Origin of the sequence: Pantoea sp. Pa-EAmG (genome assembly GCF_030024295.1) — a bacterium.
Taxonomy (GTDB): domain Bacteria; phylum Pseudomonadota; class Gammaproteobacteria; order Enterobacterales; family Enterobacteriaceae; genus Pantoea; species Pantoea dispersa.
Window position 1 is genome coordinate 1 of the sequence record NZ_JASEWO010000357.1, and the last position, 1,248, is coordinate 1,248.

The window sequence follows — 1,248 nt, forward strand, 5'->3', positions numbered from 1 at the left end:
ATGTCGCCAAAAGCGTGGCGACTGGCTGAACGTTCGATGGGATAAAAGGCGCCGCGCCTGGCAGCGCCTCTTCAGGCAAGATTATTTGATTTGCGACGACTCACGCCACACATCAACCCCACCCTCGGTGGCATATTTATCGATTTCTGCCAGTTCCTCAGTGCTAAACGCCAGATTATCCAGCGCTTTAAGCGAGTCGCTGAGTTGATCTACCGTGCGAGCACCAATCAAGGCTGAAGTGACACGTTCATCTCGTAACGCCCATGCAATCGCCATTTGCGCTAATGTCTGTCCACGCTGCTCCGCCAGGCTGTTTAACGCCCGTATTTTCGCCATATTCTCTTCACTGAGCATGGCTGCCAGACGCGGATCACCGCCCGTTGCTCGGGCTTCTTTTGGCACACCGTTGAGATATTTGTTGGTCAGCATCCCCTGTGCCAACGGTGAAAAGGCAATACAGCCCGCGCCCAACTCTGCCAGGGTATCCAGTAAACCGGCTTCTATTGTACGGTTCAGCATCGAATAGTTAGGTTGATGAATAAATAGCGGTACTTTTTCATCCGCTAAAATAGCGGCTGCTTGTCTTGTCAGTTCAGGTGAGTGCGATGAAATCCCCACATACAGCGCTTTTCCCTGACGATGCAACTGCACTAACGCCCCCATGGTTTCTTCCAGTGGCGTATTAGGGTCAACGCGATGGCTGTAAAAAATATCGAGATATTCCAGCCCCATGCGACGCAAACTGTTGTTACAGCTGGCGATGAGATGTTTTTTGCTCCCAGTCGGCCCGCCATACGGACCCGGCCACATATCCCATCCCGCTTTACTTGAGATGATCAGTTCATCACGGTATGGCGCGAAATCCTGTGCAAACCAGCGACCAAAATTTTCCTCTGCGGAACCAGCCGGTGGTCCGTAATTGTGGGCGAGATCAAAGTGCGTAATGCCGTGATCAAAAGCATGGCGCAGAATGGCGCGGCCGGACTCAAATACATCAACGCCGCCAAAGTTTTGCCACAACCCTAGTGAAATGAGCGGTAATACCAAGCCACTTTTGCCCGTTTTGCGGTATTGCATCTGGGTCTGATAACGGGATGGCGATGCGGTAAAAGTCATAACTCTTTCCTCGTAATCGAAATATAAATTATGCGAACAGTTATTTTAGTTCGGCCACACGTCGTGCAAGTTGACCATTAAAGCGCGATGAGTCGGAACGAACCAAAATAGGTCATGCTGGATTTCTGTTGC

At 50.9% G+C, this 1,248-nt stretch carries 1 protein-coding gene; it reads right to left on the reverse strand.

Annotated elements, in window-relative coordinates; all coding sequences use genetic code 11:
• Nucleotides 1–81 precede the first annotated feature (81 nt).
• Nucleotides 82–1,116, reverse strand: coding sequence for an L-glyceraldehyde 3-phosphate reductase (gene mgrA, locus QMM04_RS22580; RefSeq protein WP_282997119.1), 1,035 nt, complete (start codon nt 1,114–1,116; stop codon nt 82–84).
• Nucleotides 1,117–1,248: the final 132 nt, after the last annotated feature.

Excerpts from the sequence above, each read along its gene's own strand:
- mgrA (WP_282997119.1), bottom strand. The coding sequence starts at position 1,116 with ATGACTTTTACCGCATCGCCATCCCGTTATCAGACCCAGATGCAATAC.